Origin of the sequence: Leucobacter sp. Ag1 (assembly GCF_000980875.1) — a bacterium.
Taxonomy (GTDB): domain Bacteria; phylum Actinomycetota; class Actinomycetes; order Actinomycetales; family Microbacteriaceae; genus Leucobacter; species Leucobacter iarius.
Window position 1 is genome coordinate 1 of the sequence record NZ_LAYO01000058.1, and the last position, 20,494, is coordinate 20,494.

21 protein-coding genes, 1 pseudogene and 1 riboswitch are annotated in these 20,494 nt (G+C 72.2%); of the genes and pseudogenes, 9 read left to right on the top strand and 13 right to left on the bottom strand.

Annotation, left to right across the window (positions count from 1 at the left end; genetic code table 11):
• Positions 1-196 (top strand): annotated as a pseudogene (locus XM48_RS01595) (acetolactate synthase small subunit); the annotation flags it as partial.
• A gap of 89 nt (positions 197-285) precedes the next feature.
• Here the strand turns inward: XM48_RS01595 and XM48_RS01600 are convergent.
• Both XM48_RS01600 and XM48_RS01605 read right to left on the bottom strand, forming a co-directional pair.
• Positions 286-699 (bottom strand): YchJ family protein, encoded by a 414-nt coding sequence (locus tag XM48_RS01600; RefSeq protein WP_046454029.1) that lies wholly within the window; start codon positions 697-699, stop codon positions 286-288.
• A complete protein-coding gene (locus tag XM48_RS01605) occupies positions 696-2,426 on the bottom strand; it encodes a DUF885 domain-containing protein (protein WP_046454030.1) in 1,731 nt (576 codons plus the stop codon). The genes XM48_RS01600 and XM48_RS01605 overlap by 4 nt, the downstream gene beginning before the upstream one ends.
• A gap of 162 nt (positions 2,427-2,588) precedes the next feature.
• Between XM48_RS01605 and XM48_RS01610 the strand changes: the two genes are divergently transcribed.
• Positions 2,589-2,813, top strand: coding sequence for a hypothetical protein (locus XM48_RS01610; RefSeq protein WP_046454031.1), 225 nt, complete (start codon positions 2,589-2,591; stop codon positions 2,811-2,813).
• Positions 2,810-3,646, top strand: coding sequence for an enoyl-CoA hydratase/isomerase family protein (locus XM48_RS01615; RefSeq protein WP_046454032.1), 837 nt, complete (start codon positions 2,810-2,812; stop codon positions 3,644-3,646). The genes XM48_RS01610 and XM48_RS01615 overlap by 4 nt, the downstream gene beginning before the upstream one ends.
• Before the next feature lie 105 nt (positions 3,647-3,751).
• Here XM48_RS01615 and XM48_RS01620 read toward each other — a convergent pair whose 3' ends face one another.
• Positions 3,752-5,356, bottom strand: coding sequence for an aminotransferase class I/II-fold pyridoxal phosphate-dependent enzyme (locus XM48_RS01620; protein WP_084820857.1), 1,605 nt, complete (start codon positions 5,354-5,356; stop codon positions 3,752-3,754).
• A gap of 122 nt (positions 5,357-5,478) precedes the next feature.
• On the opposite strand from XM48_RS01620, the gene XM48_RS01625 reads away from it, so the two are divergent.
• Positions 5,479-6,393 (top strand): LysR family transcriptional regulator, encoded by a 915-nt coding sequence (locus XM48_RS01625; protein ID WP_046454033.1) that lies wholly within the window; start codon positions 5,479-5,481, stop codon positions 6,391-6,393.
• Positions 6,394-6,939: 546 nt separating this feature from the next.
• Here the strand turns inward: XM48_RS01625 and XM48_RS01630 are convergent.
• Positions 6,940-8,454, bottom strand: coding sequence for an MDR family MFS transporter (locus tag XM48_RS01630; protein WP_156174897.1), 1,515 nt, complete (start codon positions 8,452-8,454; stop codon positions 6,940-6,942).
• Positions 8,455-8,618: 164 nt separating this feature from the next.
• Here XM48_RS01630 and XM48_RS01635 point away from each other — a divergent pair, with 164 nt between their 5' ends.
• Positions 8,619-9,182, top strand: a complete 564-nt coding sequence (locus XM48_RS01635) for a hypothetical protein (RefSeq protein ID WP_046454047.1) — start codon at positions 8,619-8,621, stop codon at positions 9,180-9,182.
• A gap of 33 nt (positions 9,183-9,215) precedes the next feature.
• Here the strand turns inward: XM48_RS01635 and XM48_RS01640 are convergent, their stop codons facing one another.
• From XM48_RS01640 to XM48_RS01670, 7 genes are all read right to left on the bottom strand, one after another.
• Positions 9,216-9,974 (bottom strand): amino acid ABC transporter ATP-binding protein, encoded by a 759-nt coding sequence (locus XM48_RS01640; RefSeq protein WP_046454034.1) that lies wholly within the window; start codon positions 9,972-9,974, stop codon positions 9,216-9,218.
• The gene (locus XM48_RS01645; RefSeq protein WP_046454035.1) at positions 9,971-10,819 is read right to left on the bottom strand and encodes an amino acid ABC transporter permease; all 849 of its coding nucleotides are present in this window, start codon (positions 10,817-10,819) and stop codon (positions 9,971-9,973) included. Before XM48_RS01645 ends, XM48_RS01640 begins: the two co-directional genes overlap by 4 nt.
• Before the next feature lie 34 nt (positions 10,820-10,853).
• Positions 10,854-11,684: an ABC transporter substrate-binding protein gene (locus XM48_RS01650; RefSeq protein WP_046454036.1), complete on the bottom strand. Its 831-nt coding sequence runs from the start codon at positions 11,682-11,684 to the stop codon at positions 10,854-10,856.
• Between the two features lie 135 nt (positions 11,685-11,819).
• Positions 11,820-13,112, bottom strand: coding sequence for an amidohydrolase family protein (locus XM48_RS01655; RefSeq protein ID WP_046454048.1), 1,293 nt, complete (start codon positions 13,110-13,112; stop codon positions 11,820-11,822).
• A gap of 38 nt (positions 13,113-13,150) precedes the next feature.
• Positions 13,151-14,941 carry an adenosylhomocysteinase gene (locus tag XM48_RS01660; protein WP_231580763.1) on the bottom strand — a complete coding sequence of 597 codons (1,791 nt, stop codon included), beginning with the start codon at positions 14,939-14,941 and terminating at the stop codon, positions 13,151-13,153.
• Complete coding sequence (locus tag XM48_RS01665; protein WP_046454037.1) at positions 14,938-15,543, bottom strand: hypothetical protein; 606 nt, start codon at positions 15,541-15,543, stop codon at positions 14,938-14,940. The genes XM48_RS01660 and XM48_RS01665 overlap by 4 nt, the downstream gene beginning before the upstream one ends.
• Positions 15,540-16,886, bottom strand: coding sequence for an MFS transporter (locus XM48_RS01670; protein WP_046454038.1), 1,347 nt, complete (start codon positions 16,884-16,886; stop codon positions 15,540-15,542). The genes XM48_RS01665 and XM48_RS01670 overlap by 4 nt, the downstream gene beginning before the upstream one ends.
• A gap of 122 nt (positions 16,887-17,008) precedes the next feature.
• Between XM48_RS01670 and XM48_RS01675 the strand changes: the two genes are divergently transcribed.
• Positions 17,009-17,353 carry a GNAT family N-acetyltransferase gene (locus XM48_RS01675; protein ID WP_046454039.1) on the top strand — a complete coding sequence of 115 codons (345 nt, stop codon included), beginning with the start codon at positions 17,009-17,011 and terminating at the stop codon, positions 17,351-17,353.
• On the opposite strand, the gene XM48_RS01680 is transcribed toward XM48_RS01675, so the two are convergent.
• Positions 17,350-18,012 carry a hypothetical protein gene (locus XM48_RS01680; RefSeq protein ID WP_046454040.1) on the bottom strand — a complete coding sequence of 221 codons (663 nt, stop codon included), beginning with the start codon at positions 18,010-18,012 and terminating at the stop codon, positions 17,350-17,352. The two genes, XM48_RS01675 and XM48_RS01680, sit on opposite strands and share 4 nt — an antisense overlap.
• Before the next feature lie 122 nt (positions 18,013-18,134).
• Positions 18,135-18,203: riboswitch (guanidine-III (ykkC-III) riboswitch) on the top strand.
• A gap of 7 nt (positions 18,204-18,210) precedes the next feature.
• Here XM48_RS01680 and XM48_RS01685 point away from each other — a divergent pair.
• From XM48_RS01685 to XM48_RS01695, 3 genes are read left to right on the top strand one after another with little or no spacing between them, the layout of a single operon-like run.
• Positions 18,211-18,534: a multidrug efflux SMR transporter gene (locus XM48_RS01685; RefSeq protein WP_046454041.1), complete on the top strand. Its 324-nt coding sequence runs from the start codon at positions 18,211-18,213 to the stop codon at positions 18,532-18,534.
• Entirely contained in the window at positions 18,531-18,938 is a 408-nt protein-coding gene (locus XM48_RS01690; RefSeq protein WP_046454042.1) for a multidrug efflux SMR transporter, read from the top strand. Before XM48_RS01685 ends, XM48_RS01690 begins: the two co-directional genes overlap by 4 nt.
• Before the next feature lie 4 nt (positions 18,939-18,942).
• Positions 18,943-19,350, top strand: a complete 408-nt coding sequence (locus XM48_RS01695) for a DUF488 domain-containing protein (RefSeq protein WP_046454043.1) — start codon at positions 18,943-18,945, stop codon at positions 19,348-19,350.
• Here the strand turns inward: XM48_RS01695 and XM48_RS01700 are convergent.
• Positions 19,347-20,494, bottom strand: a 1,148-nt coding sequence (locus XM48_RS01700; RefSeq protein WP_046454044.1) for a PLP-dependent aminotransferase family protein, incomplete at its 5' end; no start/stop codon positions are given. The two genes, XM48_RS01695 and XM48_RS01700, sit on opposite strands and share 4 nt — an antisense overlap.

A 20,494-nucleotide genomic window follows, 5' to 3' on the forward strand; every position in this document is an offset into this window, starting at 1 on the left:
CGTCAACCTGCCCCGCGCCCGCTTCGTCGACGTCGTCACCGACGCGCTCGTGATCGAGGTCACGGGCGACACGGGCAAGATCGAGGCGTTCCTCAAGGTGCTCGAGCCCTACGGGATCAAGGAGATCGCGCAGTCGAGCCTCATCGCCATCGGGCGCGGCTCGAAGTCGACCACCGAGCGCGTCTTCAAGAACTGACGACGCTCCGCGCCTTCATCCTGCGCGAGCGTGCGAGTCGCAGGATCCTGCGACTCCTCCGTCGCGCAGGATGACGATGCGGTCTCGCCCTAGAGCGGATCCCCGTCGACGTAGCGCCAGCGCTCCGGGGCCGTCGCGGCGAGACCGTCGCGATCCCTGAGGAACCGGCTGCGCTCGCGCTGCTCGAAGCGCCCCTCGGGCGTGCGTCCGATCGCGGTGAAGACGACGAAACCCTCACGGTCGAAGGGGCCGCCGCGCTCGGTCGTCTCGACGAGCAGTCGGCGCCACTCCACCTCGGAATCGAGTTCCAGCGACTCCGGTCGCGTGCTCGGGTGCCAGGAGTCGAGCAGGTACGCCACCAGGCCGAGCGCGAAGGCGCTGTAGCGGGACCGCATCAGCCGCTCCGCGGTCGGCGCGGGCTCCCCCGCGTGCAGCGGTTCGCAGCACTCGGCGTACCTCTGGCCCCGCCCGCAGGGGCAGGGCAGGGCCGAGGCCTCGCTCACAGCTCGCCGCGCAGGGTCCGCTGCATGGTGTCGAGGCGGATCACGCCGAGCTCGAGCGCGTCGCGGTGGAAGTCGCGGATGTCGAACTCGCGCCCGGCCTCGCGCTCCCGCGCCGCGTACTCGTCGCGCTGCTCCTCCCAGATGCGCTGACCGATCTTGTAGGACGGGGCCTGGCCCGCCCAGCCGAGGTAGCGGTTCACCTCGAACTTCACGAAGCCGTCGTTCATGTTGACGTTCTCGCCCATGAACTCGAACGCGTACTCCGCGGTCCAGGCGCCCTGCCCGTCGGGGCGCTGCTTGCCGAGGTGCACGCCGATGTCGAGCACCACGCGGGCTGCGCGCATGCGCTGCCCGTCGAGCATGCCGAAACGATCGGCCGGATCGTCGAGGTAGCCGAGCTGCTCCATGAGGCGCTCCGCGTAGAGCGCCCACCCTTCAGCGTGACCGGAGGTGCCGGCGAGCTGGCGCCGCCAACCGTTCAGCAGACCGCGGTTCACGACCGCCTGCGCGATCTGCAGGTGGTGGCCAGGAACTCCCTCGTGGTAGACGGTGGTCAGCTCGCGCCAGGTGTCGAACTCGGTGACGCCCTCGGGCACGGACCACCACATACGGCCGGGACGCGAGAGATCGTCGCTGGGGCCGGTGTAGTAGATGCCGCCCTCCTGCGTGGGCGCGATGCGGCACTCGAGGGTCCGGATCTCGGCGGGGATGTCGAAGTGCGTCGCGCCGAGCTCGGCGACGGCCCGGTCGCTGGTCTCCTGCATCCACCGCTGCAGCGCGTCGGTGCCGTGGAGCTTGCGCGAGGGGTCGGCGTCGAGCTTCGCGATCGCCTCGGCCACGATGCCGGGTCGCACCGAGCCTCCGACGATCTCGGCGGCGATGCGCTCCTGCTCGTCGCGCATGCGTGCGAGCTCCTCGATCCCCCACTCGTAGGTCTCGTCGAGATCCACCGACGCCCCGACGAAGCGCTCGGAGGCGAGCGCGTACCGCTCGCGCCCGAAGCCGTCGGTCTCGGACGCGCGCGGGGCCAGGTCGCCCTCGAGCGCATCGGCGAGGTCGGCGTACGCGCGGCCGGCGAGCGACGCCGCATCCGAGAGCTCCTGCGCGAGCGAGGCCGGCACCGCTCCGCCCGCAGCAGCGCCGCGGGCGGCGATCGCCTGGAAGAATCCCTCGGCGGATCCCTCGACACCCGCGGTGCGGCGCAGCTGCGCCGCTACCTCGAGCACCTGGCGACGGGCGGGGACGAGCCCGCGCTCGACGCCGAGGTCGAGGGACTCGCGGTAGCCGGAAAGCGCCGCGGGAACGGCGCGCATGCGCTCGGCGAGATCGGCCCAGTCGGACTCGCTCTCGCTCGGCATCAGATCGAAGCTGTCGCGCACCTGCTGCGCCGGCGACTCGATGACGTTGAGATCGCGCAGAGCCTCGCCGGCCTCGTGCTGGGCGAGCGAGAGCCGCAGCTCGGACGCCAGATCGGCGCGGGTCACCGCGTCGACGGCGTCGACCGGGGCCTGGGCCTCCACCGCGGCGAGGACGGCGCGCTGCGCCGTCGCGACCGCGTCCGCTCCCGCGGGCGAGAAGTCGGGCAGCAGGCGATTGGACGCGGACCGTCCGAGATACGTTCCGGTGATCGGGTCGAGGGCGACGACGTCGTCGACCCAGCGCTCGGCGATGCGGTCGATCTCGGTCTGCGGACGGTTCGGGCGCGGAGCGGTCTGATCAGTGGTCATGCTGTCGATGCTAACGATCCGGAGTCTCGTCCGGGCTGCGGGATCGCCGTGCGGCCGCCGCTTCCTGCGGCCGCCGTCGCGCCGGTTCGCGGGAAACGCTCAGGAGCGGCAGAATAGAGGGGTCCGCGGCGGCAGCCGCACCGATCCTGCGAGGAGACCGAAGTGAAGATCCGTACCCGCATCGCAGCCGCGGTGACCACCGCGCTCATGTCCGTGTTCGTCGCGGTCCCGGCGTTCGCCCACGGCGACGAGGCGCACGACAACTTCTCCCACGCGGGCGAGCCGCTGCAGGTCGTCCCGATCCTGATCGTCGGCGTCGTGCTGCTCGCCGTCGTGCTGATCACCTCGACCCTGGTCGGCAACCTCTTCGAGAAGCCGAAGCGATGACCGTCGCGGATCGCCTCGCCGCCCTCGACCGCCGCACGCTCGCGCTCGACGTGCGCGAGGCGATCCTCACGATCACCATCACTCGGCCGGAGGTGCTGAACGCGCTCTCCCCCGAGGTGATCGCCGAGCTGCGCGAGGTCGTCGGCATCCTGCGCGACGGCATCGGCGCAGGCACGGATCCCGACTGGTCGGTCCGCGGCGTCGTCATCACCGGCGCGGGTCCGAAGGCCTTCGTCGCGGGTGCCGACATCGCGCGGATGCGCGAGATGACCGCTGAGCAGGCCGACGCCTACACCGCCGAAGCGCAGGAGCTCACGAGCTGGCTCGAGACCCTGCCCGTGCCCGTGGTCGCCGCCGTCAACGGCTTCGCCCTGGGCGGCGGGTGCGAGCTCGCCATGGCCTGCGACGTGATCCTCGCCTCCGAGAACGCGGCCTTCGGGCAGCCCGAGGTCGCGCTCGGCCTCATCCCCGGCTTCGGCGGCTGCGTCCGCCTGCAGCAGTACGTCGGCATCGCCGCCGCGCGCGAACTCATCCTGACCGGCCGACGCATCTCCGCCGCGGAGGCCGAGCGCCTCGGCCTGGTCTCCCGCGTGCTCGAAGATCAGGACGCGCTGCTCGCGGCGGCCCGCGAGGTCATCGCGCTCGCGGCCCGGCAATCGCCGACCGCCGTCGCTGCGGCCAAGCGCACCGTCCGTGCCGCGCAGGCGCACCCGACCGACGCCGGGCTCGCGATCGAGCGCGAGGCCTTCGTCGCGCGCTTCGGCACTCCCGACATGCTCGAGGGCACTGCGGCGTTCGTCGAGAAGCGCCGACCCGAGTTCACCGGGGCCTAGCCGAACGGCCCCGCAGCCCGCAGACGACGAAGGCGGTGCGATCCAAAATGGATCGCACCGCCTTCGTCGTCTCTCCGGACCGCGCTCGGCGGCCCCGGATCGGTGCTAGGACTGGGCCGCGGTCAGCGGGTCCCGCACCACGCGGAAGCTCCGCACCTCGGGATCCGCGGCACCGCGCACATAGCCGGTCGGAGACGCGGCGACGGCCTGCAGGAACGCGACGGTCTCGGGCGTGATCTCCTCGCCCGGCACCAGGTTCGGGATCCCGGGCGGGTAGGCGGCGAGCGTATCAGCCGATACGCGCCCGATCGCGTCCTCGGCGGCGACGAGCTCGCTCTCGCCGAAGAACGCGGCGCGCGGCAGCATGCGCAGGGTGCCCGCCTCGGGCAGCGCGGGGAACGCCTCGACCGCAGCGATCTCACCCGCGGCGCGCAGCGCCTCGGCTTCGCGGGCGACGGCGTCGAGCGAGCTCATGAGCCGGTCGACGTCGAGCCCCGCGCGTGCGCCGATCACCGCGACGATCACCGTCGCCGTCGACATCTCGAAGTAGACCCCGTGGTCGTCGATGAGTCGGTTGCGGACCCAGTGGCCGCTCTGCCCGAGCTTCGAGACGTCGATCGGGACGCGCAGCGGATCGATCGCCACGATGTCGGCGAAGTCGCCGAAGTCGTCGCTGACCACCGAGAAGCGGTCGTCGGCGCGCAGACGGGTGCGGAAGTCCTCGGACGCCGCGACCGCGCGAGTGACCTCGTCGTGCCCCTGCACGAGCGCGTGCCGGGACGCGTCGAGCGAGCCCATCAGCAGGGCGCTCGCGGAGGTCGAGGAGGTCATCGTGTAGGCGCGAGCGACGAGCGGCTCGAGCCGCTCGGCGAACTCGGTGTCGCCCAGGTGCAGCATGGCGGACTGGGTGAAGGATCCGGCGAGCTTGTGCGTGCTCGAGATCACGAGGTCGGCACCGAGTCGCGCCGGCGAATCGGGCAGGTCCTCGTGGAAGCCGAAGTGCGCGCCCCAGGCGCCATCGACGATGAGCGCGGCGCCGGCCTCGTGCGCGACGCGGGCGAGACCCGCGACGTCCGCGGTCGAGCCGAAGTAGCTCGGCGAGACGACGTAGACGCTCGACACCTCGCGGCCGGCCTCGGCCTCCTCGCGCAGCGCGGTCTCGAGCATCTCGGGGGTGAGTCCGTGCGCGATGCCGTTCTCGTGGTCGACGTTGGGGGCGACGAACGACGGGATCAGCCCGCCGAGCAGCACGCCGTCGCTGAAGCTCGAGTGCGAGCTGCGCTGCACGAGCACGCGCTCACCGAGCCCGCGCACCGCGAGCGCCGCCGTGCGGTTCGCCTGCGAGGCGCCGTTGGTCATGAACCAGGTGGTCTTCGCGCCCCACGCCTCGGCCGCGAGTGCACGGGCCTGCTCGAGCGGGGATCCGGGACCGAGGTCGATCCCGTCGAGCATCAGCGGGACGTCGAGCTCGACCGTGCGCGCGCCGAAGATGTCGGCGAGGTGCGAGCCGCCCGCGACGGGGTCGCACCCGTGGCCGGGGACCATGACGTGCAGCGGGCCGGCGTCGGCGTGCTGCTGCACCGCCTCGACGTAGGGGGCGTGCTGCTGTCGCTCGAGCCGGGCGATCGCCCGAATCGGATGCTCGCTCGCACCGGTCTCGACGCGGGAGGCGGAGGTGGGTGCGGGAGTGATGTCGTCGTTGCGCAGCATCTCTCAACTGTGCTCGTTCCCGCCGAACGGTGGAACCCCGGAATCCACTCAGTCGAACCATATACACTCTGGAGCAAGAGCGGAGATATCCTTCGCCTGCGTCCAAGGATTGCGGGGCACGCATGATCGACCTCCGACAGTTGCAGGCCCTGTCCGCGGTCGCGGCCGAGGGCTCCGTCTCGCGAGCCGCAGTGCGGCTCGGCTGGAGCCAACCCACCGTCGACTACCACCTGCGCAACCTCGACAATCTCGTCGGCACGGCACTGACCTCGCGCAGCACGCGCGGCAGCACGCTCACGGCCGCCGGTTCACTCATGCTCGAGCGCGGATCCGAGATCCTCGCGCTCTCCGACCGCGCGCTCACCGACGTGCGGGAGCTCGCCCAGCTCGGACGGACCCGGCTGCGCTTCGGAACCTTCCCCACCGCGGCCGCGCACCTGCTGCCCGGGATCGCGGCCCGGCTGACCGAGCTCGGCATCGACCTCGATGCGGTGCTCACCGAGGTGGCGCCGCTCGTCGAACAGGTGAATCAGAACACGATCGATGCCGCCCTGGTGTACACGGCGAGCGGCTACGGCCTCCCGTTCCGTTCCGAGGTCCACACGACCCGCATCCTCCGCGATCCTCTGCTGCTGGCGGTGCCCGAGCACCACTCGGCCGCGCAGCGGGAGAGCATCGACCTGCCGACGCTGCGTTCGCTCCACGAGGAGGCCTGGGTGTTCGGCGCGACGCCGGGCGACACCATCGACGACATCGTGCGGGACCTCTTCACCGCCGACGGGCACACCGCCGAGGTGGCGCTGCGCACCGACGACTACACGGTCGTGCTCGGCATGGTGGCCGCTGGGCTCGGCGTCGGCCTCGTGCCGAAGCTGGCGGCCGCGCATCCGCCGGCCGGCGTCGCGCTCCGGCCGCTCGAGGATCCGCGCTTCGCGCGGGAGATCCTGCTGGCGGCGAAGGGCCCCGCGAGCGGGCCTCCCCCGGCGGTGCGCCAGCTCGCCGAGGCGCTCCGCCGCACGGTCGAGTCGCTGGCGTAGCGCTGCTCCGCCAGCCGCGCCCGGCTCGTTCGCGCCCCCGCGCCGTTCACGGGTTCGTGGGTTCGTGGGTTCGTCGAGTGAACGCTTGTACATGAAATAGGACCGCTTTTCATGTACGCGCGTTCACTCGACAGGATCCGGAGCGGAAGCAGCCAGACGACTGGGGCTTCGAGTGCTCCGCCGAGTCCGTGCGCTCAGCAGGATTCTCACCCGTGCGCTCAGTCGGATCTGAGCACTCAGCCGGACGAATTCGACACCTTGGATCCGGCTGAGCGTTCAGATCCGGCTGAGTGAACAGCGCGGGAGCGCCACCGGCACGGCGGAACACAACAGGCACGGCGGAACACGACTGGCAGTGCGGAGCGAACGGCCCCGGCTGAACAGCTGGCACCGGAGCCCCACGGAGCCCCCCCCCCCAAAAAAAAATGGGACGCTTCGCACGAATACCTCACGCGGGCGACGCAGTAACTACCGGTACCCGCGAACGCACGGAACCCCGCCGGTCAGAGCCGGCGGGGTTCCGTGTCAGTGCGGGAGCGGTGCCGGTCAGTGCCCGACCGGGACCTGCTGCGCCTGCGGCGCGGGATCGCGCACGAACAGCGCCACCACGATGCCGAGCGTCGCGACGGCCCCGCCGATGAGGAACGCGACGTGCGTGCCCGACGCGAGCGCGGCAGCGCCGACCGAAGTCGGGGACTCCGCGTGCGCGACCGACACCAGGGTCATGATCGTCACGAAGAGCGCGGTGCCCGCCGCGCCCGCGACCTGCTGCACGGTGCCGATCATCGCGCTGCCGTACGAGGCGAGCTCGTGCGGCAGCGAGCCGAGCGAGACCGTGAACAGGGGCGTGAACGTCGCCGCGAGGCCGACGCTCATGACCACGTGGGTCAGGATGACGAACCACAGCGGCGTGCCGACACCGAAGAGCCCCATGCCCCACAGGCCGATCGCGGTGATGATCGTGCCCGGGATGAGGACCGGGCGCGCACCGCGACGGTCGACGAGCCGGCCGACGATCGGCCCGAGCAGGCCCATGACGAGTCCGCCCGGCAGGAGCGAGAGGCCCGCTTCGAACACCGAGAGTCCGAGCACCCGCTGCACGAAGATCGGCAGCAGGATGAGGCTGCCGAACAGCGCGAGCGACGCGCAGGCGAACAGCAGCACCGAGAACGCGAACGGCCGCGAGCGGAACGTGCGCAGGTCGAGCAGCGCGCGCTCACGCCGCTGGAGGCCGAGCTGTCGGAGCACGAACCACACGAGCGAGACGACGCCGATGACGACCGGGATCCACGGCGGCACGGAGGACCCGCCGCTCGCCAGTTCGCCGACGGCGCTGAGCCCGTAGACGAGTCCGCCGAAGCCGAGGAGCGAGAGCAGCACCGAGAGCGCGTCGATGGGCGCCTTGCGGGGCTCGCCCACGTTCGGCATGCGGAGCGCGCCGATGATGAGCGCCGCGAGCGAGATGGGCAGCACGAGGATGAACAGCCAGCGCCACTCGAAGTGCTCGAGGATGACGCCGGAGATGGTCGGGCCGAGGGCGGGTGCGACCGAGATGACGATCGAGATGCGCCCCATGAGCCGGCCGCGGCTGGCTTCGGGCACCACGGTGATCACCGTGGTCATCAGCAGCGGCATCATGATCGCCGTGCCGCAGGCCTGCACCACGCGACCGACGAGGAGCATCTCGAAGCCGGGCGCGGCGGCGGCGATGGCCGTGCCGACGGTGAAGAACCCCATCGCCGCGATGAACAGCGTGCGGGTGCGGATGCGCTGGATCAGCATGCCCGTGATCGGGATGACCACGCTCATGGTCAGGAGGAAGGCGGTGGTGAGCCACTGCCCGGCGGACGCGCTGATGTGCAGCGCGTCCATGAGGCGCGGCAGCGCGACGCCCATGATCGTCTCGTTCAGGATGACCACGAAGGCGGAACCGAGCAGCACCCAGACGGCGAGCTGCTCGCGCGGCCCGAACGGGGTGGGATCGGTCGCGGTGGAGGGAGCTGAAACGGATTCAGCGGTCGAATCGGGCAGGGCGGAATCAGGGCGCGAAGCGGCGGCCACAGGTACATCGCTTTCAAATAGGTCGGAGGACGAGTGTTCACTCGGTCCTCCGAGGGAGTCGTTCTATGCTAACGGGAGGCACCGACATCGACGGAGGAACTCCGCCGTCGGCAGCGCCGGTGCGAGGGCGCATCCGCACGGGGTGCGCGGCGAAGGGAGCGAACGTGACCGAATCCGCAGGCAACAGCACCCGCCCGGGCAACGTCCCCGCGCTCGAACGCGCGACCAGCATCCCCTGGGAGGACTGGGTCGCGCTCTTCGAATCGGCGGGCGCGAAGACCCTCGGCCACACCGAGATCGCGCGGATCGCACGGGAGAAGATCCCCGCGTCGGTCGAGAACCCCGACTGGTGGGCCCAGGGCGCCGCCATCGCGTTCGAGCAGTACGCGGGCCTCCGGGTTCCCGGCCAGTCCTCGACCGGGTCCTTCCGCGTGAGCGCGAGCCGCACCGTCGAGATGGATCGCGACGCCGCGATCGAATCCTGGGCCGGAGTCGTCGCCGGACTCGATCACCACCTCGGGCACCTCACCACCGGGCGCCGCCGGTCCCGCACCGAGAAGCGCACCTTCTGGCGCGCGAACCTCGAGGGATCGGGCGTGGTCGAAGTCTCCGCCGTCGCGAAGGACGAAGGACGGTCGGTCGTCGCGGTCGAGCACAACGGCCTGCCCGATGCCGACAGCATCGAGGCCTGGCGCGCGCACTGGAAGGAACTGCTGGCGCAGATCTGAGCCCCACCCCGGTGGGACCCTTCCGCGAGCGGCTCAGGCGAAGGGTTCGCGCAGCCGCGCGAGGAACTCCCGAGTCTCCTCGCGCTCCGGCAACTCGAAGATCTGCTCGGGCGGCCCGGACTCGATGATCCGGCCGTCCTTCAGGTAGACCACCCGATCGGCCACGCGCCGCGCGAACGACATCTCGTGCGTCGCCATGACGATCGTGGATCCCCCGGCCTTGAGCTCGCGCACCAGGTCGAGCACCTCGCCGACGAGCTGCGGGTCGAGCGCGCTCGTGATCTCGTCCAGCAGGAGCAGCTCGGGATCGGTCGCGAGGGCGCGAGCGATCGCGACGCGCTGTTGCTGCCCGCCCGAGAGGCGATCCGGGAACTCCTTCGCCTTCTCGGCGAGCCCGATGCGCTCGAGCAGTCCGAGCCCGACGCGCTCCGCCTCGGGACGCGGGATCCCGAAGACCTGGCGCGCGGCGAGGGTGACGTTGTCGAGCACGTTCATGTGCGGGAACAGGTTGTAGTGCTGGAACACGACGCCGATGCGCGCACGCACGCGATCGGCGTTGACACGGGGATCGGTGATGTCCTCATCGCCCAGGAAGATGCGGCCGTCGTCGATCTGCTCCAGCAGGTTAACGGTCTTGAGCAGCGTCGACTTGCCCGAACCCGAGGCCCCGATGAGCACGACGACCTCGTGCGCCTCGACCTCGAGGTCGATTCCACGCAGCACGAGGTGCTCGCCGAAGCGCTTGACGACGCCCTCGACCCGCAGCACCGGGGTCGCCCGTTCCGCGCTCATACGACGCCTCCGATCTGCTCGCGCTTCTGCGCCCGCGCCGAGATCCAGTCGGTGAGGCGGATGAACGGCCAGGCCAGGATCACGAACAGCAGGCCGGCGACCACGTACGGGGTGAAGTTGGCGACCGAGGCGACCTCGATCTGCGCGGCGCGGATCGCGTCGACCGCGCCGAGCGCCGAGATCAGGCCGACGTCCTTCATGAGCGACACGAAGTCGTTCATGAGCGCCGGCGTCACCTTGCGCACCGCCTGCGGCAGCACGACGAGGCGCAGGGTCTTGCCGTGGCTGAGGCCCAGCGAGCGGGCGGCGAGGCGCTGCGACGGGTGCACGGCGTCCATGCCCGCGCGCAGTACCTCGGCCACGTACGCCGAGTAGCAGAGCACGAGGGCGATCGTGCCCAGGACCTGCACGGGCACGCGCCCGGTGAGCCCGAGTCCGGGGACCCCGAAACCGATGAGGTAGAGCACGAGCAGCACCGGGATCCCCCGGAAGACGTCGGTGTAGCCGGCGGCGAGCAGCCGCAGCGGCGTGAACACCGGTCCGCGCAGGGTGCGCGCGATCGCGACGAGGGTGCTGAGGATCGCGACGCCGATCACGGCGAAGAAGAGCACCTGGATGTTCAGCCAGAGCCCGACGAGCACCTTCGGGAGCGCATCGATCGCGGTCTTCGGATCGAAGAACGACTCCCGCACACGGTCCCAGCCCGGGCTGTTGACGAGCAGGAGCACCACCGCGGCCAGGAACACCAGGGTGCTCACGACGCTGATCAGCGCCGAGCGGCGTCCGCGGGCGGTGCGATAGGCGCGTCGCTCCAGCTCGATCGAGCTCACCTCGGTGGTGCTCACCGGGTCACCCCACTCTCTTCGGCTTGCAGCAGGGTCACTTCAGGACGGGAGCGCCCTGGTCGGCGATCCACTCGGCGGCGAGCTTGTCGAGCTCGCCGTCCTTGCGGAGCGCGTCGACGGCGTCGCTGACCTTCTTCGTGAGCTTCGATCCCTTCGGCAGCGCGAAGGCGAACTCGTCGCCGCCGGCGCTGCCCGAGGGCAGCTGGCCGACGATCACGCCGCCGTCGAGCTGCGCGTCGCGCACGTAGAACGCACCGGGCAGGTCGGTGACCATCGCGTCGATCTGGCCGCTCTTGAGCGCCTGCACGGTGTCGTCGACCGAGTTGAAGACCTTGAGCTCCTGCTTCGGGGCGATCTCCTGCTGCGCGACCTTCAGCGAGGTGGTGCCCGAGGCGACGCCGATCACTGCGTTCTTGAGGTCGGCGATGCTCTTCGCCTTGGCGGCGTCGGTCTTGCCCGCAGCGACCACGGCCTGGGTCGTCGTGTAGTAGGGCGACGAGAAGTCGACGGCCTTCTTGCGCTCCTCGCTCACGGAGAACTGCTGGATGTTCAGGTCGAAGTCCTTGGGGCCGGGCGCGATGGCGGCGTCGAAGCTGGTGCGGGTCCAGACGACGTCCTTCTTGTCGTAGCCCATCTTCTCGGCCACGGCGTACGCGACGGCGGCCTCGAAGCCCTTGCCGCTCTCGGGCTTGTTGTCGATCACCCAGGGGGCGTAGGCCGGCTCGCCCGTGGCGATGGTCAGCTTGCCCGGGGTGACGGTCTCGCCGGAGTCGGCGCCGCCGGCGCACGCGGTCAGGCCGAGCACGATCGCGGCCGAAGCTGCGACGACGGCGGAGATGCGGGTGAAGCGCGACGGGCGGTTCATGGGGCTCCTTCGAGGGGTCCGGGCCGGATCGAGACAGACTCGGCCAGCGAACATTCTATCCGCAGGGCCCGCTGGGCCGGACACCCGACGTCACGGAACGTCACACGCGCCGGGTAGCGCCGCCGCACGGCTCGCTCAGGACGCCGCGTAGCGCTCCTCACCCGCGACGATGGTGCGCGCGCAGCGACCGGCACCGTCCTCGACGAGCTGCGCGAGCGCGGCGTCGGGATCCCGCGCATCGATGTCGAACAGCGCGAGATCCGCGAGCGCGCCCACGCCGAGCTGACCGATACGGCGCTTGCCGACGTGCAGCCCCAGAGCGGTCGCGCCGCCGAGGGTGACCGCGGAGAAGAGGCGCTGGTGCAGATCGCGATCCGCGTAGCCCTGCTGCCGGGCGACGCGGTAGAGCAGCGCGACATCGGCCAGCGGGTCGAGCGAGGGCGAGGACGAGAGCGAGTCGGTGCCCACCGCGACGGCATTGCCCTCGCGCAGGTAGTCCGCGACCGGCGGCATGTCGAGGCCGATGATCTCGTTCGAGCGCGGGCAGAGCGCGACGCTCGTGCCCCGCGCCCGGAGCAGGGCACGGTCGGCGGCGCTCACGTAGACCCCGTGCGCGATGTGGCAGTCGGGCCCGAGCACGCCGAGATGGTCGACGAACTGGGTGGAGGAGACCCCGATCCCCCGCGACCGCAGCGCGCGGAAGCTGTCGGCTCCGAGCTCCGGCCAGGTCTCGTGCCCCGGCGTTCCCGTGCCGCGCTCGCGCTCCATGTGCGCTTCCGCCAGGTGGATGTGCAGGCGCAGGCCCTCCTCGCGCACGAGGTCGGGGAGCTCGAGCAGCGGCTGCACGTCGAGCGAGTAGGGCGCGTGCGGCGAGACGCCCGCACCGGGCGGGGTCGGGATACGACGGATGCGTTCGAGCACCTCGTCGCGGGCCTCCGGGGTCCAGTCCTCGTTGCTGGCGCCGTAGACCTCCCAGTAGGCGATGCCGTGCATGCCGGCATCGTGCAGCGCCGAGAGCGCGGGCTCGTCGGTGACGACGTCGGCGGCGGCCGTGACACCCGCGGCGAGCGACATGCGCGCGCCGTCCGCGGCGGCGCCGGCCCAGTCGTGGTCGCCGGCCTCGTAGGCGACGTCGAAGGCGTCGCCCCAGTCGTCGAAGCCGGTGTAGTGCCGCTCGGCGACCTCGGTCATGCGGGTGTACTGCAGGTGCGTGTGCGCGTTGACGAGGCCCGGGGCGATCGCGCCGGTCCAGTGCTCCTCGCGGAACGCCGCGCCGCGCTCGGCGAGCGCGTCGAGCACCCAGCGGCGGTCCCCCACGTGCAGGATCCGGCCGTCGCGCACGGCGACGGCTCCGTCGCGGATGCGGGGGCTGGTCACGGGCAGCACCAGGTCAGCGCTGTGGACGACGATCTCGGGGGCGGCAGTCACGGTGTCGAGTGTATGGCCTGCGGCGGGCACGGCCCGATTCAGCCGGCGGAGCGGTAGCGGTGCACACGCCACGGCTGAGCAGCACCGCCCGGTCGCGCGCCGACGGGCGCGGGGTCCGCGCCGTCCCCGCGCGCCGCGAGCGCGGCGGCGGCGACCCGGAGCTCGTCGGCGGTTTCGATCGCGTGCACCCCCGGTTCGAGCTCGGCGCGCGCGAGCCGGTCGAGGGCCGCGAGCTGCGTCGCGAACGAGAGGTCCATCACCTCGATGGGGTTCCCCTCCCCCGCCGTGTAGTTCACGCCGCCGCCATCGGCGAGGACCAGGATCCCGTGCTCCGTCGCCTCGCTGCCGGGCTCGCTCCACTCGGCGATGCCCGGCGCGAGTTCCCGTGCCATCCAGCCCGCCGCACCGAGCTCGTCGAGCCCGAGCTCGTCGTCGATGCCTCCGGCGACGGCGACCGCGGTGCCGGGACGCAGCGCCGCGAGCACGGCCCCGTCGAGCGTGTGCCAGACGCCGGTCGCGCTGATCACCACATCGGCGGAGGCGCAGGCTTCGGCGAGCGGAGCCGCCGCGAAGCCGTCGTGCACCGCCGAGAGCGCGCGCACGGCATCGCGCTCGACCACGGTGACCCGCGCGCCGAGCGCCGCCGCGAAGCGCGCCACGCCCTCGCCGACCGGCCCGTAGCCGACGACGGTCCAGGACGTGCCCGCGACGGGGACGAGGGGACGTTCGAGCACGAGCGGCGGGGCGTCGTCGGGATCGAGCAGGTCCGCCACCGCGAGCACGCAGGACTGCCCCGTGCCGACGCGGTTGTCGAAGTCCGTCTTCGTGCGCGCGTCGTTCACCGCGATCACGGGCAGGCGCAGTTCGCCCGCGGCCGCCATCTCGTGCAGCGGGCGCACCCCGCTCGTCGTCTCCTCGCTGGATCCGCGCAGCCCCGAGAGCGCTTCGGGGCGTTCAGAGTGGGCGAGCCGGATCAGGTGGGAGCCGTCGTCGACGAGCAGCTGCGGCCGCCAGTCGAGCACCCCCGCGGCGTGCTCGGCGTCGACCGCCGCGGCCTCGTGCGCGGCCACCTGCGTCTGCGGAGCGAACACCCGGACGCCGCCCGCGGCGAGCGCCCGCGCCACCGACGGATCCGTCTCGCTCACGGCGCTGAACACGGCGACCTCGGCGCCCGCCCGTTGCAGGGCCAGGGCGAGCGCGCTGGTCTTGGGTTCGAGCACCAGGCTCACGGCGACCCGGGTTCCCGCGACGCTGCGGCGTTCGGCCAGTTCCGCGGCGAGCGCCGCGGTGACGGGCATGCCGAGCGCCGCCCAGGCGATGCGCGCTTCGGCATCGGCCTCGGGTTCCAGGCCGGTACGCAGGGCCACCGCCGCGCTGCCCTCGGGTCCGTGGAAGGCGAGGATGTCGCGCCGCAGGGGTTCGGCCCGCCAATCGGCGCCCAGGGTCGCGTGCACGGTCCCGGTCAGGTCGAGGTCGCCCTCGATGTCGCTCGTCGACGGACCGAGCGGAACGGGGATCACGGTGACGGGCAGGCCGGTCACCGCACTGTCGGTTCGCGCGAACGCTCGGATCGCGTCGGCGACGCGCGCTCCGTCGCGGGCGGCGAACACGAAATCGGGTCGCCCGGCACCGGATCCGGCGCCGACGCGGACCCCCATGCGCGTCAGCACGCCCGTGATCGCGGCGGCGCGGACGGGGTCGTCGATCCGGACCTCGGCCCGGCCGCCGGCGAGCAGCCGGTTGCCGGCGCGGGCGGCGAGGCGCACCGCCCGCTCGGTGCTCTGCTCGAGTTCGCGCTCCGCGTCCGCGGCTCCGCCGTGCTCCGTCACTGCTGCTCCTTCGGTGCGCCGGTGCTCGGCACCGGTTCGCTCGACTTCGACTTCGGCTTCTTCTGCTGTTCGGCCCGCCACTGCGCGCACGCGGCCTGCGGTTCGCCCGTCAGGCCGAGGGCGGCGCGTGCCCGGGTGTCGCTCGCCGCCGCATCGCCCGGATCCCACCGGTAGGCGATCGCCGCGGCCGCGTCGAGCTTCGCCACGCGCTTCGCCTGCGCGGCGTCGGCGGCCAGGGAATCGCGCACCGCGTCGATGGTCGGGGCCGCGGCTTTCGGCCAGACGATGGCGGTCGTGCCGAGTTCCTCCGCGGCGCGCGTGCTCGCCGCACCGACCTCGCCGATGGCCTCGGAGAACGGCGCGACCTCGGCTTTCCCAGCCGAGGCGGGGCCGCGCGCGAGCACGAGCCGCAGGCGATCGAGTTCGACGTCGGCCCGATCCCATGCCCCGTTCACCGGACAGACCGCGCTGAGGTAGTGGGTTCCGGCCTCCGAGAGGGTCAGCTTCTGGGGTTCGGGCTCGGGGCTGCCGCACCCGGAGAGCAGCAGCGCGACCGCACCCGCTGCGGCGACCGCGGCGATGCGACGGCCCGCGCGCGTCATCGCTCCCCCGGTTCGGGGCTGTCGCCCGGGTCGACGGCGTTCGACGCGGGTTCGATGATGCGGTGCGCGAGGGCTCCGCCGAGCGCCGTGGCCAGGCCGAAGACGGCGAGCAGCAGGGCCGGCCCCCACGAGGCGTTGCCCGACCACCCGAGGGAGGCCTGCGCGAGCAGCGGCAGGAAACCGCCGACGACGGCCGCGAGATTGTAGCCGAGGCTCACCCCCGAGTAGCGGAGCTCGGACGGGAAGAGCATGGTGAGCGCCGGTCCGGCGACCCCGTAGGCGAGGATCACGGCGGCGAGGCCGAGGCAGACCGCGAGTACTGCGGCGACCGGCTGCCGCGAATCCACGAGCCAGAACACCGGGAACGCGACCGCGGCGGTCGCGAGTCCGCCCCAGAGCGTCACCCGGCCCGGGCCGAAGCGCTCGGCGAGCCGGCCCGAGAGCAGGGTGACGCCCACCTGCACGACGGCGGCGATGAGCGTCGCGTTGACCATGAGCTGGCGGTCGAGACCGCGCGCGCCCGAGCCGAAGTTCACCAGGAAGGTGTTCATGAAGTAGAACCCGCCCACCCCGAGCAGCGACACCAGGATCGCGATGCCGAGCCGACCGGGGGCCCGCGAGATCACCTGGAGCACGGGGATCCGGGCGCGCCGCCCCGAGCCGACGAGCTCGACGAACGCCGGCGACTCCTCGATGCGACGGCGGAGCCAGACCGCGACGAGCAGCATCGGGATCGCCGCGAGGAAGGGCACGCGCCACCCCCAGGCGTCGAAGTCAGCGGCCGGCAGCAGGAGCACGAGCGAGAAGGCTCCGCTCGAGAGCAGCGTCGCGATCGGGGACGACAGCTGCACGAGCGCCGCCAGGCGGTTGCGCAGCCGCGCGGGGGCGTGCTCGACGGCGATGGTCATCGCGCCGCTCCACTCGCCCCCGACCGCGACGCCCTGCACCAGACGCAGCAGCACGAGCAGCACGGGTGCCGCGATGCCGATCGATGCGAAGTCGGGCAGCAGGCCGATGAGCGCGGTCGCCGTGCCGATGAGCACGACGCTGAGGACGAGGGTCGGGCGCCGACCGATGCGGTCGCCGAGGGTGCCGAACAGGATCGCGCCGAGCGGGCGCGCGACGAAGCCGACGCCGAAGGTCGCGAAGGCGGCCAGCGCGGCGGCCTGGGGGTCGAGGGTCGTGAAGTAGAGGCGATTGAACACCAGTGCGGCGGCGAGTCCGAAGAGGTAGTAGTCGTACCACTCCATGGCGGTTCCGGCGAGCGCGGCGACCGCCACGCGTCGGGCCTGGGCCGCGGAGAGCGCGGCGGACGGCGGCGTGGGGGCCTGAGCGGTGGTCACGGGGCTCCTCGAGGGATGCGACGACGGGCGCGGAGCGGCGCTGCGCGGGGCGGTGTTCCGGGAGTTCCAGGGTAGCGGGCGCCTCCGACACCGGTCTGCGATCCGCGGCGTACCCTGATCCCATGGCGAGATATCTCGATGAGGCGTCGGCCGCGGCCGACGGGATCCTGCTCACCCACGAACCGGAGCGGCACCGCTTCGTGCTGACACGCGACGGAGCGCAGATCGGCGAAGCGCACTACACGCTGCTCGGCGACGAGGCGATCGACTTCGACCACACGGTCGTCGATCCGTCGCTGCGCGGCACCGGCCTCGCGGGCGTGCTCGCGCAGCGCGCGTTGACTGATCCGGTCACCACCGGCCGGCGCATCGAGGCCTCCTGCTGGTTCATCGCGGGCTACCTGCAGCGGCATCCCGAACTCGCGGGCGGTGCGGCGGCGGATGCCGCGACCGGCTCGGAGGATTAGTCCTCCTCGTCGTCGCCCTTCTTGGCGCGGCGTTTCTTGAACAGACCGGCCTTCGGCTCCGCGTGCTCGCGCACGAGCGCCGTCAGGTCCTTCTCGATGAGCTGCTGGATCCGGGAGTCCCGGGCTTCCCGGTACTCCGCGCTCGCGCCCCCGCTGTAGTAGGGGTGCGTGGCGCGCTCCTTCAGCGAGTCGCCGATCTCCTCCCAGGCGGCGGCGCGGGCGCGCGTGGCGGTCTCCGAGAGGTACTCGGGATCGGCCGCGCGGCGGCGCAGCTCGGCCGCGATGTTCTCGTAGACCTCCTGACGGTGCCGCAGCGTGCGGTTGTCTTCGTTGCCGTACTCGGACTCGCTCCAGGCGCTGCGACCGGTGTCGCGGATCTCGCCGCGGACACGGCTGATGTGCTTCGCATCGCGTTCGCGCTCGGCGGCCAGGTCCTCGGTGGCCTCGCGGACCATGTCGACGACCTTGGTCTCGTCGTAGTCCATGTGCTTCTTGAGGGCGTTCATGATGATGTCGTTCTTCACCGTCATGCGGACGGCGACATCGGCGACGAGCAGACCCTGCTCGACGATCTCCTCGACGGGGGCGAGCACCCGGCGCGGCAGCTTGCGCGGGGCGCGCGAGCCCGGACGCTTGCGCTTCTTCGACCAACCGAACACGCAGCCCCCTTTCCTCAGACGCTCGCAGACCAGTATTCCGCAACCGGGGCGCCTCGCGCATCATGCACCTGTGCATCCGGTGAGTCGCGGGTTGCCACCCCGCACCGAGTGTGCGAGCCTGGAGGGGCTTCGCTCTGAGTCGAAGCGCGGACGAGGGAGCAGTACCCGCCCAGCGACAAGACTGCCACGGAGGTGGATATGTCTGTCGCATGGATCGTCCTGATCCTCAGCGGAATGCTCGAGGCCGTCTGGGCCTCGGCGCTCGACGCGTCGAAGGGCTTCAAGAAGCTCTGGCCAAGCGTGCTCTTCGTCGTCTCGGTCACGGCCTCGATGGTCGGGCTCGCCTGGGCGATGCGCGAGATCCCGGTCGGTACGGCCTACGCGGTCTGGGTCGGGCTCGGCGCGGTGCTCACCGCGGCCTGGGCGATGATCACCCGCAAGGAGCGCGCCACCGTGCTGCGGATCGCGCTGCTCGCGGGCCTGATCGCCTGCGTCGCCGGCCTGAAGCTGGTGAGCGCATGACCGGGCAGGGCCGCCGCGACGGCCGCACCCCGGGCCAGGCCTCCGCGTGGAGCGTGCTCCTCGCGAGCGCGGTGCTGGAGGCGATCTGGGCGCTCGCGCTGCACGCCTCGCACGGGTTCACCGTGCTCGCCCCTTCGCTCGTGTTCGCGGTCGCCGCGCCGCTCAGCATGATCGGCCTCGGGTACGCGATGCGCGGGATCCCGCTCAGCACCGCGTACGCGGTCTGGACCGGAACCGGCGCGGCGCTGACCGTGCTCGCCTCGATGGTGCTCGGAACCGAACCGGTGTCCGTGCTGAAGCTCCTGTTCATCGCCGGCATCGTCGGCTGCGTGATCGGGCTGAAGTTCGCACCGGCGTCCCCGCGGAAGGCCGCGGACGTCGAGAGCGGGTCCGTGCAAGACTGAGGCCGTGGAGATCCTGCTGAAGCGGGCCTACGAGCCCGCAGCACCGTCCGATGGCACCCGTGTCCTCGTGGATCGGCTGTGGCCGCGCGGCGTGAGCCGTGAGCGTGCGGCCCTCGACGACTGGGCGAAGGAGGTCGCACCGAGCGCCGAGCTGCGCACGGAGTGGCACCACGATCCCGACGGGCGCTCCCCCGAGCACTTCGCGGCGTTCGCCGCACGGTACCGCGCGGAGCTCTCCGAGGGCGCGGGGCTGGCGGCGCTCGATCGGCTGCTCGCCCTCGCCCGCTCGGTCCCGCGGATCACGCTCGTCTACGGCGCGAAGGATCCGGTCCGGAACCACGCGATAGTGCTGCGCGACGCACTGCGCGACCGCGCGGAGGCGACCGATCCGGATCCCTCCGGAGCGCGCTAGTCCGCTTCGAGGATCTCGCGGAAGCGCCGCAGTGCGCGATCGAACTCGGCCTCGTCGGCTCCGCCGAGACCGATCACGATCCCGTGCTGCGGCGCGGTCGATCCGCCCGGCGCACCGGATGCGCTGTGCGCGCTCGGGATCCCTTCCCGCCGCTGCCAGTACCGCTCGAGCGAGGCTCCGCCGAGCCCGGCCTGCTCGATCCGACGCACCGCGGCGGCCTCCCGCTCGCGGCCGCCGGGTCCCGGCCCGAGCTCGACCACGGCATGCAGTCCCCCGTGCGTGGGTCGCACGCGGACCCCGGCGATGCCGGCGAGCCGTTCGCCCACGAGCTCCCTGCGGATCGCGTACCGGCGCCGCATCCGAGCGGTGTGCCGGCGCAGCTCGCCCGTGGCCAGGAACTCGGCGAGCGCCGTCTGCACGACGGTCGAGACCGGCCCGCCCAGCTCCTCCCGCACGGGTTCGATGACCCCGCGCAGGCCGGAGGGCGCGAGCAGGAAACCCGCGGAGAGCGCCGGTGCGATGGTCTGCGAGAAGGTGCCGAGCAGCAGCACCGCCCCCGCGGCGGGATCGTCGAGCGCCGCGAGCGTCGGCAGCGGACTGCCGCTGTGCCGCAGTTCGGAGTCGTAGTCGTCCTCGACGATCACGACCCCGCGGCGCCGGGCCCAGTCGAGCAGTTCGCGCCGCCGCGCGAGCGGGAGCGAGCCTCCCAGCGGATACTGGTGGCTCGGCGTGACGATGACCACGTCGAGGACCCCCTCGGGCAATCGCGCGGTGTCGAGCCCGTCGGCATCTGCGGGAAGCGCGAAGACCTGAGCTCCGTGGCGGGCCGCGACCCCGCGGAGCGAGGGATACCCGGGATCCTCGACCCCGACGGCGAGCGCCCGGCCGCGGGTCGTGCCGAGCGCGGTGAGCACGAGCCCCAGCCCCTCGCGCGCGCCGGCGGTCACGATCACGTCCTCGGCGTCGCGCGCGGTGCCGCGCATGCGGCGCAGGTGCTCCGCTATCTCGGCGCGGAGCCGAGGATCGCCGAGCTCGGGAGCGGCCAGGTGGGCGCGTGCGGCGGCGGTGCGCCAGGCCGAACGCCAGGCGGGCCGATCGACCGCGTCGCTGATCGGCCTGCCGGGGGCGAGCGGGCCGGGCAGCC